Origin of the sequence: Agarivorans sp. QJM3NY_33 (assembly GCF_050870865.2) — a bacterium.
In the GTDB taxonomy this organism is placed as follows: domain Bacteria; phylum Pseudomonadota; class Gammaproteobacteria; order Enterobacterales; family Celerinatantimonadaceae; genus Agarivorans.
In genome coordinates this window covers 2,675,467-2,688,987 of record NZ_CP194039.2, presented here as the reverse complement: position 1 = coordinate 2,688,987, position 13,521 = coordinate 2,675,467, and the positions used below count along the sequence as shown (strand labels likewise).

General features: G+C 45.2%; 11 protein-coding genes. 5 read left to right on the top strand and 6 right to left on the bottom strand.

The window, feature by feature from the left end:
- The first annotated feature begins 135 nt into the window (after positions 1 to 135).
- Both ACRRSY_RS12075 and ACRRSY_RS12070 read left to right on the top strand, forming a co-directional pair.
- The gene (locus ACRRSY_RS12075) at positions 136 to 903 is read left to right on the top strand and encodes a copper homeostasis protein CutC (protein ID WP_432463273.1); all 768 of its coding nucleotides are present in this window, start codon (positions 136 to 138) and stop codon (positions 901 to 903) included.
- Between the two features lie 4 nt (positions 904 to 907).
- Positions 908 to 2,752 carry a glycerophosphodiester phosphodiesterase family protein gene (locus tag ACRRSY_RS12070; RefSeq protein WP_432453262.1) on the top strand — a complete coding sequence of 615 codons (1,845 nt, stop codon included), beginning with the start codon at positions 908 to 910 and terminating at the stop codon, positions 2,750 to 2,752.
- Here ACRRSY_RS12070 and ACRRSY_RS12065 read toward each other — a convergent pair.
- From ACRRSY_RS12065 to ACRRSY_RS12045, 5 genes are read right to left on the bottom strand one after another with little or no spacing between them, the layout of a single operon-like run.
- Positions 2,741 to 3,694 carry a biotin-dependent carboxyltransferase family protein gene (locus ACRRSY_RS12065; protein WP_432453261.1) on the bottom strand — a complete coding sequence of 318 codons (954 nt, stop codon included), beginning with the start codon at positions 3,692 to 3,694 and terminating at the stop codon, positions 2,741 to 2,743. The genes ACRRSY_RS12070 and ACRRSY_RS12065 overlap by 12 nt on opposite strands.
- Positions 3,682 to 4,347, bottom strand: coding sequence for a 5-oxoprolinase subunit B family protein (locus ACRRSY_RS12060; protein ID WP_432453260.1), 666 nt, complete (start codon positions 4,345 to 4,347; stop codon positions 3,682 to 3,684). The genes ACRRSY_RS12065 and ACRRSY_RS12060 overlap by 13 nt, the downstream gene beginning before the upstream one ends.
- Before the next feature lie 3 nt (positions 4,348 to 4,350).
- On the bottom strand, positions 4,351 to 5,097 hold the full coding sequence (locus tag ACRRSY_RS12055) for a 5-oxoprolinase subunit PxpA (RefSeq protein WP_432453259.1): 747 nt from the start codon (positions 5,095 to 5,097) through the stop codon (positions 4,351 to 4,353).
- 37 nt (positions 5,098 to 5,134) lie between these two features.
- Entirely contained in the window at positions 5,135 to 6,034 is a 900-nt protein-coding gene (locus ACRRSY_RS12050; protein ID WP_432453258.1) for a LysR family transcriptional regulator, read from the bottom strand.
- Between the two features lie 20 nt (positions 6,035 to 6,054).
- Positions 6,055 to 6,816 (bottom strand): YciK family oxidoreductase, encoded by a 762-nt coding sequence (locus ACRRSY_RS12045; RefSeq protein ID WP_432453257.1) that lies wholly within the window; start codon positions 6,814 to 6,816, stop codon positions 6,055 to 6,057.
- A 148-nt stretch (positions 6,817 to 6,964) separates the two neighbouring features.
- On the opposite strand from ACRRSY_RS12045, the gene ACRRSY_RS12040 reads away from it, so the two are divergent.
- The gene (locus ACRRSY_RS12040; RefSeq protein WP_432463272.1) at positions 6,965 to 9,421 is read left to right on the top strand and encodes a VolA/Pla-1 family phospholipase; all 2,457 of its coding nucleotides are present in this window, start codon (positions 6,965 to 6,967) and stop codon (positions 9,419 to 9,421) included.
- Between the two features lie 157 nt (positions 9,422 to 9,578).
- On the opposite strand, the gene ACRRSY_RS12035 is transcribed toward ACRRSY_RS12040, so the two are convergent.
- Positions 9,579 to 10,277 (bottom strand): GntR family transcriptional regulator, encoded by a 699-nt coding sequence (locus ACRRSY_RS12035; RefSeq protein ID WP_432463271.1) that lies wholly within the window; start codon positions 10,275 to 10,277, stop codon positions 9,579 to 9,581.
- Positions 10,278 to 10,545: 268 nt separating this feature from the next.
- Between ACRRSY_RS12035 and ACRRSY_RS12030 the strand changes: the two genes are divergently transcribed.
- Positions 10,546 to 12,081 (top strand): PTS transporter subunit EIIC, encoded by a 1,536-nt coding sequence (locus ACRRSY_RS12030; RefSeq protein ID WP_432463270.1) that lies wholly within the window; start codon positions 10,546 to 10,548, stop codon positions 12,079 to 12,081.
- Between the two features lie 10 nt (positions 12,082 to 12,091).
- A complete protein-coding gene (locus tag ACRRSY_RS12025; protein ID WP_432463269.1) occupies positions 12,092 to 13,420 on the top strand; it encodes a 6-phospho-alpha-glucosidase in 1,329 nt (442 codons plus the stop codon).
- The last annotated feature ends 101 nt before the right edge of the window (positions 13,421 to 13,521 follow it).

The following is a 13,521-nucleotide window of genomic DNA, read 5'->3' as shown; positions in this document are numbered from 1 at the left end:
GGATTGGAAGTGTTTGGCAGCTGTTCAGCTTATCTCATGCGCTTACTTTGTCTTAATCTGAATCACTAAACCACGATGACCTCGCAGGATAATGGTTTATACTAGGCGTAAATAAAGCCCTATATTGATTGTATTTTGTTAAATAACTCAGTTGTATCATTTCCTTTGTTAGAAGTTTGCTGTTATAGCGTTGCAGATATCGAAAAAGCAATTGCGGGCGGGGCCCATCGTATTGAATTCTGTGCCGGCCAAAGTGATGGGGGGACTACGCCAAGTTATGGCGCATTGCTGCAGGTTCAGCACTATCTCACTCAGATCCCTATCGTGGTTATGGTGAGACCTAGAGGCGGGGATTTTTGTTATCAGCCTCAGGAACTGATGCAGATGGAATCCGATATTTTACTGATTAAAGAACTCGGTTTTCATGGCGTGGTTAGTGGCGCCCTCAATCCCGACGCGAGTGTTGATGTGAGTGCCTGTCAGCGGCTTGCTAAGGCAGCGCAAGGCATCGATTTTGTGTTTCATCGCGCCTTCGATTGTGTGGCCGAGCCGAGTTTTTCGGCGAAATGTTTAGCCGATATCGGCGTAACTCGAATATTGAGCTCTGGCCAGCAAGATAAGATAGAACAGGGCGTGGAGCTAGTGTTAGCATTACAGCAACAATTTCCCCAGCTAGAATGGCTAGCGGCGGGAGGCGTGAGAGCTCATAATATTGGTGAGTTACTTGAGCGTGGTATTCAGCAGCTACATAGTGCCGCGGCAGAAGACCTACCGAGCGTTTTTGCCACCCAATATGCCAAGGCAATGGCGTCGGCGAAGGATGTATCAAGTGAACTGACCCGCCAAACAGTATCGCAGTCTTTGGTTCAGTTGATGGTGAAACAGATGGAGCGAGGGCGCTAAGTTAATGTTGCTCGCTCTATGGCATCGCTGTCAGCATTTTTTTTTCTACCTAGCGAATACTCTTAAACACCGCGGTTTGGCAATGTTTGCAGCCTATTTGTTGGTGCAAGCATGTTGGCTCGCGGCCTTTGCACCACTCACCATTGTGGTCAGTGAATCACTGATGTCGTTGTATGGCCTACAGGGCGTTGCAAATCAGCAGTTACTCGGTTTTTTCCTCTCCCCCAGTGGTTATTTGTTTGCGATTTGGCTGGTTGCGATGGCTTTGTTTAACTTCTTTTTGCAACAGGGGGTACTCACCTTATTGTTGGCTCAGCATGAAGTTAATCGGCGTTCAATTTCTCAAGCGATTCATCTATTGCTACGTCGCGCTTGGTCGATTGCGGGTTTAGCTTTTTTGCAATCAGTATTACTGATTAGCATTTGTTGTAGCTTGTTATTTGTTGGTCGTTGGCTGTTTGGACTGATGCTGGCCGATTGGGACATTAATTACTATCTCACCATGCAGCGAAGTCAGCTGTGGTTCTTTCTCAGTGTATTATGTTTAGGCGGTTTGCCGGTCACTTTTTGGCTGGCGAATCAATGGCTGAAGTGGTGGTTTACTTTGCCATTTTGCATGTTACAAAGGCGAACTCTGCTTGGCCAGTTGCGAGATTCTACCGATTTAGCTCAGGGCCAGCGTAAGTGGATTGTACTTATTACAGTAATTTGGTTAGCGCTAAGAACCTTGGTATTTGTGGTGCTGGTTGCTGCATTTATTTGGTTGTTGCATGTGACTATTGATTGGTGGGATCCACAGCAGTTATCCAACTTAGCTTTAGTGCTATTTAGTTTTGCATTGTTGGCGGGGGGATCAGTTTTAAGCTTCTTGGATACTTGGCTCTATGCCTGTATTCAGTTTTATATGTTTAAAGTGTTGGTTAAGCAGACAAGGGGAAAATTAGCCAATGAACATCAAGCGGTATTAAAAGAAAATCATCGCTTACATTTAGGTTTTAGATTGCTATTGCTGGCGAGTCTATTACTTGCGGCGAATGAGTTCGCTGATGAAGTGGACAGTTTTACCCAACGTTTTGCTCAGAGTAGTCAATTCTCGGTTATGGGCCATCGCGCTGGTGGTTATTTGGCTGAAGAAAATAGCTTAGCGGGTTTGCAAAAGTCTATTGAACTGGGTTTAAGCATGACCGAAATTGATATTCAACTCACTGCCGATGGACAAATAGTGGTCGTTCATGACCGTGATCTAGGACGTTTAACTGGCGATCCGAGTGTGGTGCATCTGAGTAATTTTGCTCAGGTTCAGCAGGCTTTTGTTGCTGCCGGGCTCCCGTCTCCTCAGCCTTTATCTGTATGGTTAGCTAAAAGTGCTGCTCAGATCACGCTGAACCTAGAATTAAAACGTTATGACGACTCTCTAGATTTAGTACCTGCACTCCTGACTCAACTCAAGCGTTACCCATATCCGGTGGTCGTCAGTAGCTTAGATGCGGAGTTACTCAATTATCTTAAGCAATTGATTAAAGGTACCCCGTTGGCGGCGAGAGTCAAAACTGCATTTATTGCGGCTGCCAGCTTTGGTGAATCGAGTTTGCTTCAGAACGCAGATATGTTAATGGTGAATCAACAGTGGGTTAGTCCTTGGCGCTTACTCAGTGCTCAGCAGCGCGAGCAGAAAATCTACGTTTGGACGGTGAACCGAGTCAGTGAGGTTGAACGAATGTACTATCTAGGGGTTGATGGCGTAATTACCGATGAGCCGATCATGGCACTGCAGACTATTCAGCGGCTTGAGCAATTGAGCGAAGTGGAGCACTTGCTGAATGGTTTTCGATATTGGCTAAACTTTTAGTTGTTCATTATTAAAAAAATGCTGAAATTGCAACCAGTATTGACGCTGTTGTTGCCAAGAGCTGAGCTGAAACTTGAGGGTTTGTTTGGCTCGACGTTGGTTGAGCGCATAAAGACTTAAGCGAGAAATACAACCTAACTTTGGATATCCACCGATGGTTTGTTTGTCGATCGATAATACAATGGGGAGTCCGCTGGGAGGCACTTGCACGGCGCCAAGTGCGATAGGTTCTGATTCGCCACTGGCGGGGACGCTATCGAGGGATACTCCATCTAAACGAATGCCCATTCGGTCACTCAGAGCACTCACTCGGTAGGTTTGGTGACATAGGGTTTGGATAGCATGCCTTGAAAACTGATGAAATTGATAGCCGGGGATCAAATTTAAACATAAGGCTTGGTTATAGTCTGGTATGAAACGGTTCGGTGTTTGTTTTCTGGGCTCGATTGCAGAACTTAGATAGTTGAGTTGATCCCCTTGACTTAACCAGCGGCCCATAAAAAGACCTAAACCTTGTCGCATTGAGCTACTAGCACTCCCTAACTGTTTTTTCACTTGTAAACCACCTTTAATGGCGAGGTATGATCGTAATCCAGAGCGTGCAGTGCCAAGATTCAAGCTTTGGCCAGCCAAAACCGTAAAGCTCTGCCAAGGGGCGGGTTGGGGATTGCGACTTGCGCCGCTCACCTTGAGTGGCATATCTGCACCGCAAACCGCGACTTGGCATGTTTGGTTAAATTGGAAAGTTGCGCCTCCAATGGCAATTTCTAGGGCTGCAGCTCCTGGTGCATTACCGAGTAGTCGATTAGCCCAGAGAAAGGCATGTAAATCCGCAGCGCCACCTGGACTGATCCCGATGTCTTGATAACCGCTACGGCCCTGGTCAACTACGCTGGTTTGTGGGCCACTTCTTAATACGCTTAATTGACCTACCGGAGACATGCTTTCGCCTGTAATTGTTGAAATTGCTGAAAATTGATTTGGTAAAAGCGGATCTGATCGCCGACTTTTACCGGACACATATCTTGACTTGAGGGGTCAAAAAAACGCATTGGGCTTTGACCGATGACATGCCAACCGCCGGGACTCGCTGCCGGGTACACAGCACTCATGTCTTCAGCAATCGCGATGCTGCCCGCTGCTACATGGCTTGCAGGGGTGGATTTTCTGGGGAGTTGTAGGGATTTAGTTAAACCTGATAAGTAAGCGAAACCGGGCATAAAGCCGATCGCCTTGACTTGATAGTGACCAGCCAAATGCAACTCGATTAATTGTTTTACATTGAGCTGTAAATGTGCGGCGGTTGCCTCTTGGTCGGGGCCTAAACGCGGATCATAACAAGCTGGAACGTGTATCGTTTTCACGGGTTTTGAGTGACGAGTCAACTGAAAACGGCTTAACAGCGACTCCAGATCATTTAACTCAGTTTGATAATCGAAAATGCAGAGTAGGCTGTCAGACGCAACGATAACATCGTTTACGCCCTTGATATTTTGCTTAAGTTGCTCCGCGAGGCTCGGTAACGCGGCCTGAAATTGGGGGGACTTACAGCTGAGTAAGAGACTGTCTTCATTCACCCAATCGATACAAAACATGTTTTAGAGGCTCTTTGTTTGTGGATCTAGGATTTGTTTAATCAATTTTATTTGCGCAACTGCCGCTGCGTTGTCGCCATGTACGCAGAGGGTGTCTGCGCTAATATTTAGGCGACTGCCATCACTACAGATGACTTGTTGTTGCTGCTGCAGTAAGTTCACTTGAGCCAATAAGTCATTGGGCTGGCTGAGCACCGCACCGTCTAGTTCTCGAGACTGCAGCTGACCATTGGCCAAATAGCGGCGGTCACAAAAAGCCTCTTTGATTAAGCCAACTTGATATTGCTCCGCTAAACGGCTGACAAAACCAGTGCTTAAACTGGCCGATACCATGAGTTTAATTTCGCCTTCTAAACTAGCGACAGCCTTGAGCACCGCCTCAAATATCTGGGCTGAACAATGCATGTCGTTATACAGCGCGCCGTGAGGTTTCACATAGTGGATCTGAGTTGCTTGGTAACGGCATAGCGCTTGTAAACCTCCTATTTGAGCGAGAATGATTTGGCTTAATTGCTCGGGTTGGTAGGCGATGGTTCGACGACCAAACCCAGCGATATCGGCATAACTCGGATGCGCACCAATTTGTACTTGATGCTGTTTAGCTAAAGCAATGGTTTGACTCATGACATGAGGGTCTGAAGCATGTCCGCCACAAGCAATGTTTGCCATGTCGATAAAGGGCATGGCTAGCTCATCGGCGCCCATTTTCCATACACCATAGCTTTCACCCATATCGCAGTTTAATCGCATCTTGACTCCATATTGAGGTTTAAGAGCTGGTTCATCTCTAACGCTGTTTGCTGCATTGTAGTAGTATCTTCGCAAAGTGTTGTCCAGCTGGGCCCAATTGCTCTGGTCGACATATCACTAAATAGGTCACTAAGGTTTTGGCAGCGCCTCCTAGGATATTAAGTTCTACTAAACTTTCATCTTCCAAGTAAGGCGCGACGATATGATCGGGTAACCAAGCGAAACCTAAGCCTTGGTTGAGAACTTCCAGTACTTGGCTAAATCCGCTAAAGGTCCAGCGTTGTTCGGCGCGTAACCAACCACGATCGAGGTGAGGATGACTTCCTGTATCTCTAACCACCAATTGCAGGTGCTGTACTACTTCGTTAATGGATACCGATGCCGCTATTTTTGCCAGTGGATGATTACGTTGTACCACTGGCAGCATCGTGACAGTACCAAATTTCTCGCCAAGTACTCCTTGCGGGAGGATCGGCGTAATCACCATGTCGACAGAATGATCATAAATGGCTTCGTCCGAACCACCTAATACGTTATCCAGCAATTCGATACGAGTGCCTCGACTGTCAGGCAGAAATGCCTTCAGGGCTTTGATCACTGGTGCTTTAGATTGCACGGCGTCGCAGCTTACACTTAGTTTAGGTTCCCAGCCTTGCTCTAGGCTTGCCGCCAGAACTTCCAGCTCTTGAATGTTTTGGCTGAGCAACTTACTACGTCGCAGCATGACTTCACCAATAGGGGTTAAGTAGGCTTTGCGACCTTTTACTTCGAGTAACTGTACGCCTAATAAACCTTGCAGTTTACTCACCGCATGATTGAGCGAAGATTGACTTTTATTCAATTGACTCGCAGCTTGGGCATAACCGCCATAGTCAACAACAGCTTGGAAGATCCGCCATTGTTCCAAGGTGCTTTTTGCGCGAAAAGGAGGAGTCATAGGCAATCCGTTGCTATCAATTACTTGGCTTGGGCATCGATACTTTTGCCAGTAACACCGATGCTGGCGTCACTTAATAAGTATAAATAACTCGGCATGATATCGAGTGGCGTTTTTAAGCTTTTTGGATCTTCTCCGGGATAAGCGCTGGCCCGCATCAGGGTGCGAGTGGCTCCTGGATTGATGCAGTTGCAGCGCAAAGCGCTTTGTTCGAACTCATCGGCAATGACTTGCGACATCCCTTCAATGGCGAACTTTGAGATACTATAAGCCCCCCAGTAAGCACGGCCTTTTTTACCAACACCGGATGATGTAAATACCAAGGACGCATTTTGACTTTTCAGCATCAATGGGATCAACGCTTGACTCAGTAAAAATTGCGATTTTAGATTGACTTGCATTAGTTGATCCCAAAGATCTTCATCAATTTGTAGATATTGGCTTAATACCCCAAGATTGGCGGCGTTAAGCAATGCACCGTCTAAACGGCCAAATTGTGATTCTATGGTGGCAACCATATCGAGGTAATTCTGTTGGCTTGCACCTTTCAGATCTAAAGGAATAATCGCTGGCTGCGGACCGCCTAAAGCTTCGATTTCGTCATAAACCGCTTCTAGTTTTTTTACTGTTCGCCCGAGCAAAATTACGGTCGCGCCATGTTCGGCAAAACTTAAGGCTGCTTGGCGGCCAATCCCGTCTCCGGCACCGGTGACGAGAATGACTTTGTCATTCAATTCATGCTGACTCGCCTGAAATTGTTGAGGAAAGATTTCCTTGCTCATGTTTGATTCCTGTAGATGTGCGACAGCGCACAAATATTACTCAATAGTTAAACAACTGTTTATTCATCTGGTTAGACCTGTTGCAAAAATGTTAAGCGGTGTTTATGGTGCTGTTGTGAACCATTACTATTAAAAGGAATTTGCGAATATGCGTTTGTCCCGAATAGCAACAACGATTACTTTATTTGCGTCAGTATCTCTGGCGGGCTGCGGTGGCAACTCGCCATTAGATTTTGCAGATGATAGCACGGCCCAAGTCCCCAACTCAGTAAAAATTCGCTTCAATCCTCTGACCGGCGATGTCTCAACGCCCAATAACTTACTATTTAGCGGCAGCTTAGATGGGACCATTAATTTACCGAGTGAAGCTGAAATTGTGAGTACTTCAGAATACCGAGATATTACTCAGGTGTTAGGCGCATTAGACGGTTGGCAAACCAGCGTACCATTTAGGATCCCGCTGGGTTACGGTGACAATGAGGATGATTATAACGACAAAATTGATGTACAACTTGATAATGCCAGTTTTGCCGATGGGCTGTTGTTATTTAAAGTGAGGGCTTCAGGTTTTGCCGATGATTGTAGTGATGTGAGCGAAAATGGTGGCAGTTTTGTGGCTGGTCAAACTTGTCGCATCGACCAGCAGTTGGTTTACGGGGAAGACTATACCGTTAATTTTGCTGATGGTGAACTGGTAGTCGTACCACTGAAACCTTTCGCCCCCGCGAGTTCTTATATGGTGGTGGTGAGCGAGCAATTGCATGATGAGAATGGACGTTCTGTGGAAGCTGGGACGGGTTATTCCTTGTTAAGTGAAGTACCAAAGGCTGAAGATAGTGCTACCGTTCAGTCGCTGAAAAGCTTAACCAATTGGAATAATGCTTTGCTCGCTGCGCGAGGCGTTGAAGGTACAATCAGTTATACGGCAGTATTTACCACCCAGTCTGTAAACCCGGTATTAAGTAGTTTGCAACAGGTATATGGCGGCATGGCGCTGATGGGGCAATTATCATTGTCATCCTTAGTGGATACTGGCAGTACCGCGCAAGATGTTGCCAACACGGTATTAGGGGCCAGCCAGCCAAGTTTTGCAGCTGCAAAATATTACACATCAAGTTTGACGGTGCCTTATTACTTATCCGATTTAGATCATCCCGATCTTGCGGGTGGCGATGTTAATCAGTGGGCACAAGCCAAAACTGACAGCCCAGTAGCCATACTACAACTGCTGCAAACCAATAGTGACTTTGCCAATCAAGGTAGTACCACAAGTTTTTGGGCGCAAGCTGCCGCTAAAGGTTTTGATGTTACTACTTTTGGGACTTTGGTTGGTGCGGGTGATACGACTCGCGCGGCACAAATGTTAGCGCAAGCTGATTTGTCGGGACTGACTTATATCGAAAATGGGAATACGAAGTTGGTTGACGTTCATCATCATCTAACCGCCTATAACCCTTTACCGAAAACTCGTAGCATGGCCAACCTTAAGGTTGATGTATATCTGCCCGATACCAAGCTATTGACTAACCTAACTATGCCTGCCAATGGTTGGCCGGTGGTCATGTTCCAACATGGCATTACCACTTTGAAAGAAACGGCGGCAGGTATTGCTGCTGGGTATGCGGCACAAGGCTATGCTGTGGTGGCGATTGATTTGCCATATCATGGTAGCCGAGCCATTGATTTAGATGGGGATGGTCAGCCAGACCTAAGTGCTAATCTTGATGCTCAAGTGTTTGCCAATCTCAGTAGTTTTTTGAGTATTAGGGAAAACTTGCGTCAGTCGAGTGCCGATATTTTTGCATTGAGGGCCGCTTTACAAGCCACTACCGCGCCTGCTGAATTAGATGGCAGTAAGGTGCATTTTGTAGGGCAATCTTTGGGTTCGGTTGTTGGGATCCCAGTTGCTGCATTGGCGAAAATAGTGACCGTGAATGGAATGGATGTTGATTATCGCTTAGACAGTGCCGCACTTAGTGTACCGGGTGGAGGACTTGCTGGAGTGTTTTTGTATTCCCCTAGTTTTGGACCAGCAGTGGAAGCTGGTTTGAAAGCGAACACTGGTTATCTAGCTCTGGTTGCTGCGGGTTTAGGTTTTGTTGACAACGACAGTGGCACAGCATTAGAGCAATTTGCCGTTTATCAAGCTCGTTACCCTGAGGCGGCGGCACTAGTGATTAATGCCAATTACCCAGCCTTTGCCTCGGTGTTTAGTTCCTTGGCACAAACGGTTGTAGATGGCGCAGATCCGTTAAACTTTAGTCAGAATGGTTTTGCTATGCCAGTGTTACTGCACGAAGTGGTGGGGGATGGCAGTAGCGAAAGTGGTGACCAAACCATTCCCAATCGCGTAGCTGGACTACCGTTAATTGGTACCGAGCCGTTAATTTCAGCGATGGGTTTAGAGGGGACAGAGGTGACCTCCGCAGGCAGTTATGCAGTTCGATTTAGTCAAGGCGCGCATGCTTCCTTAATTAGTCCCAGCGCTAGCATAGTCACTACTTTGGAGATGCAAACTCAGTTTGTTAGCTATGCGGTAAGCGCTGATGCCGGGAATGCCACGGTGGTCGTGAATGATAGCTCAGTGATTGCTGCAACCCAATAGGTCAGTTTATTTGCTACTAGGCCTGCATTGCGCAGGCCTTTTTTGTTTGAATGAGTTGTTATAAAGATGGATACATCATTGTTTAACAATAGATTGATGGAGGTTCACAAATGTTTTTGAAGTTGTGCTCATATTTCCCAACAAAGCGCGCTACGAGTTATCGATGGACAACATGTTTCACCATATATTTATTGGTATTTTGATAAGTATCCGAGAAATCGACGACTTTGTTATCCTGTGAGTAGCTTAATGATTGTACGCGTAACAGCAGACTGTTAGGCGGTATCTGTAATAGTTCTGCTTGTTCTCGAGTTGTCAGTGTGGGGGTATAACTGCGGTGACTCTCAAGAATAGTGATATCACACTCTTTCTTGAAGTAGTTAAATTTCGACTGTTGCATATTCCCGATGCTTAACCAAGGAAAAAGAGCAACTGGAATATAGCTGTCTTCAATCAGGATCGGCACCTCATCGATGATGCGTAATCGCCTGACGTAGTAAACTTTTTGTCTTGGCTCTATTTTAAGTTGTTGGGCTATAGCTGGTGGTGCGTCGATCATAATGAATTCAATTACTTTGTTGACGTAGTTTTTCTTGCCAGCAATATTCATTTGATAATTAAAGCCGTCTAGTTCGCCCCCGATATAATTAATTTTACGGGAAACGTATGACCCACTGCCATGGCGTTTGACGATAAGCCTTTCATTTTCTAATAAGGCCAGTGCCTTTCTAATTGTCATCACAGAAACCCCCAAATCTTGTGCCAGCGCTTTTTCACTGGGCAAGGGGTCGCCGATTTCATATTGATCACTATTGATGCGAATTTTTATTTCATTCGCGATTTTTAGGTAGATCACTTTTAGATCTCTTTATTGAGGCTCGAGCCAGCAATTAATTATTTAACTCTATGTATTAGAATAAAATTTTAAATTTTAAAAAAATTGATTTAGATCACTTATCTATATATTTGTCTAAATACATATATATCCAATCATTGTGACTATATGACTTTAGTCACAATTGGCATTTTTATGACTCCGATTCACTCTGACTCCAACATAAGATCATTCAAATACAGAGATTTATCTTCAATGAATCTAAAAATAATAATTAGGGGAGCATTAAATGGTGGTATTAAAAAAACTACAAGGCTTTTCAAAAGCCATGATCGGGCCAGTCCTGTACCTTCCAGTGATCGGCTTGCTCATTGCGTTGTTCAGTATTGTCACCAATAAATTGTGGGTAGAGGAAGGGAGCTACCTCTACATTTTTGGTAAATACGCTTCCAGCATGCTGTGGGCATTTATGAATAATTTGGGTTTTTTCTTTTGTATAGGGCTAGCCAGCGGCTTAGCAAAAAACCGAAAGTCGGATGCATCTTTCGTAGCAGCTGTGTCTTATTTTATGTACTTGGCTGCCAATAATAGCTGGTTAACACTTACCCATCGACTGGTAGAGGGGACAACGAATGCGCAACTCTATGGTAGCGGACAGATATTCACCTTTGGTTTTAAAGTCGTCAATATGGGGGTTTTTCTAGGCATTATTCTTGGGCTGCTGGTTGCATTTATTCATAATAGATTTTCGAATAGGGAGTTTCGGGGAGCTTTCTCTATTTATGGTAACAGTAAACTTGTGCTGATTATCATGATCCCAGTGATTGCCTTATTTGCCATCGCCACGGTCTATATTTGGCCAATGGCTGAGCAAGGCATCTCTGCGTTGACCACGATGATGAAGACCTTTGGCTCTCCTGGGGTCTTTTTATATGGCTTCCTGAATCGGTTTTTGATCCCAACTGGCCTACATCATCTTGTTTGGTCTCCATTTCTTTTCACTTCTATTGGTGGCCAGTTATTAATTGAAGGGCAGACAGTAATAGGGGCGAAGCCGATTTTCTTGGCAGAAATAGCAAATGCCACGGGTGGGTCGTTGAGCGACTCATCGCGGTTTTTGGTCTTTGGAATGGTGAAGATTTTTGGTACGGCTGGTTTAGCCTTGGCATTTTATAAAACTGCTAAACCAGAATATAAAGAAAAATTAAAACTTACGTTAATCCCAGTCATTCTTACTTCTTTTTTAGTCGGTATTACCGAACCATTTGAATTTCTGTTCCTTTTTACCGCGCCCTTGTTGTGGTTGGTTTATTCCTTGTTGGACGGTTTTTTTCAAATGCTCGCTTGGATATTCGATGTCAGAATATGTGCAACAAACGGCATTATTGACTTTATTGCCTATAACATTCCCACTGGGGTCGCTAGAACTCAATGGCCTGTATTCGTCATCTTAGGGCTCTTGGAAACACTCACCATGTATATGGCGGGTAAGTTCTTTATTACCAAATTTAATATGGCTACGCCTGGTAGAAAAGCAGAAGAAGAGCAGCAAGAAAACGTACGAGATAAAGCATTGGTACCAAATCATGTTGGTGAGAGCGTTGTTCGTGGGCTTGGCGGTAAGCAAAACATTAGCTCAGTTGATAATTGCTTCACACGCCTACGTGTAGATGTACGCGATGCGGCATTGATTAACGAGGCATTGTTAAAAAGTAGCGGAGGCACAGGTGTAATTATTAAGGAAAATCATGTTCAGGTTATTTACGGACTAAATGTGAACAAGGTAAGAAATAATGTAAATGAGACTTTGGGTGTAATTGAATAAAAGGTGAAATATGAAAGACAAATTTGTTGTAACAATTGCTGGTGGTGGTAGTACTTATACGCCTGGTATTGTATTAATGCTACTTGATAATATGGACCGTTTTCCGCTCAAAGAAATTCGTTTATATGACAATAACGCAGAAAGGCAAGGTCTACTTGGAGAAGCTTGTCAGATTATGGTGAGAGAGCGCCACCCAGAAGTTGGATTTAGTTATACGACGGACCCACAAAGTGCCTTTACCGGAGTTGATTTTGTGATGGCTCATATTCGCGTTGGTCTGTATGAGATGCGGGAAAAGGATGAAAAAATTCCGCTTCGGCACGGTGTGCTCGGGCAAGAGACTTGTGGGCCTGGTGGTATTGCTTATGGGATGCGTTCGATTTCCGGTGTTCTTGAACTGATTGATTATATGGAGCAATACTCCCCAAATGCTTGGATGCTTAATTATTCGAATCCCGCGGCGATTGTCGCAGAGGCGACACGACGCCTACGGCCCGATTCTAAAATTATCAATATCTGCGATATGCCCGTCGCAATTGAAGGTATTTTTGCGGATATTCTTGGGCTGGCATCGCGCAGAGAGATGAATGTTCGTTATTACGGTCTGAATCATTTTGGCTGGTGGACAAGTATTACCGATAAAATGGGCCATGATTTAATGCCTGCATTGAAAAAGCATGTGGCTGAATTTGGCTATTGCAGCCAAACCGAAGATTTCCAACATAAAGCACCGAGCTGGATAGAGACCTTCACAAAAGCTAAAGATATTTTTGCGCTCGATCCCCAGACCTTGCCCAATACCTATCTGCAGTATTATTTTTATCCGGATTATATTGTGGGTCATTCTGATCCGCAGTTCACTCGGGCGAATGAAATTGTGATTGGCCGGGAAAAAGAAGTGTTCGATATGGCGCGAGTGATTGTCGAGCAGAATAGCGCTAAAGGGTCGAATTTCCATGCTGGCGCCCATGCGACTTTTATCGTTGATCTAGCCTGTGCAATTGCATTCAATACCCAAGAAAGAATGTTGCTAATTGTGGAGAATAATGGGGCTATCGCCAATTTTGATGAAACAGCGATGGTTGAAGTGCCCTGCTTAGTGGGCGCAAACGGCCCAGAACCGCTGGCGATGGGAAAAATCCCGGTATTCCAAAAAGGTTTAATGGAGCAGCAAGTCGCGGTGGAGAAGTTGGTGGTTGAGGCTTGGATTGAGGGGAGCTATCAGAAACTTTGGCAGGCGATCTCGTTGTCGAAAACTGTTCCAAGCGCTTCAGTAGCAAGAGCAATTCTGGATGATTTGATTGAGGCGAACAAGGAATACTGGCCAGTGCTGCATTGAGCTAAGAAACTCATATCCTGAGGATGCTAGTTTCATATATCCAGCGCACTCACGCGCTGGAAAAAGTCGCGAGAGGGACTTAATGAGCTAGCTACTGGTAT